This window comes from Dysgonomonas sp. GY617 (genome assembly GCF_015233815.1).
Lineage (GTDB): Bacteria > Bacteroidota > Bacteroidia > Bacteroidales > Dysgonomonadaceae > Dysgonomonas_A.
Window position 1 is genome coordinate 159,168 of record NZ_JADCLR010000002.1, and the last position, 747, is coordinate 159,914.

At 40.4% G+C, this 747-nt stretch carries 1 protein-coding gene; it reads left to right on the top strand.

Annotated elements, in window-relative coordinates:
• Positions 1-747: PKD-like domain-containing protein (locus IR022_RS04310; protein WP_199330264.1), on the top strand; the 747-nt coding region annotated here is incomplete at both ends.

Consider the following 747-nt stretch of genomic DNA (forward strand, 5'->3'; position numbering starts at 1 on the left):
GCCACTAATGCTACCGCTAATCCCATTACAGCAACTATTCGAGTAACACCAACTGCTAATGGTTGTGTTGGAACTTATAAAGAGTATACCATTACGGTCAATCCTACGCCTACTGTAAGTACCGTTTTAAACAATCTAACTTACTGTAATAGCTCAAGTTCACCAGCTATAACCTTAGCCAGTGCAACAACGGGTACAACTTATGCATGGACAAACACTAATGCTGCAATTGGTTTAGCTGCCAGTGGATCGGGTAATATCCCTACATTTACAGCCACTAATACAACAGCTAATCCTATCACAGCAACTATACGGGTAACCCCTACAGCAAATGGTTGTACAGGGATATATAAGGAATATACTATTACGGTCAATCCTACCCCAACTGTAAGTACAGTTTTAAACAATCTAACTTACTGTAATGCCTCAAGTTCACCAGCTATAACATTAGCGAGTGCCACTACAGGTACAACTTATACATGGACAAACACTAATACATCAATTGGCTTAGCTGCCAGTGGAACAGGTAATATACCAGCGTTTACTGCCACTAATGCTACCGCTAATCCCATTACAGCAACTATTCGAGTAACACCAACTGCTAATGGTTGTGTTGGAACTTATAAAGAGTATACCATTACGGTCAATCCTACGCCTACTGTAAGTACCGTTTTAAACAATCTAACTTACTGTAATAGCTCAAGTTCACCAGCTATAACCTTAGCCAGTGCAACAACGGGTACAACT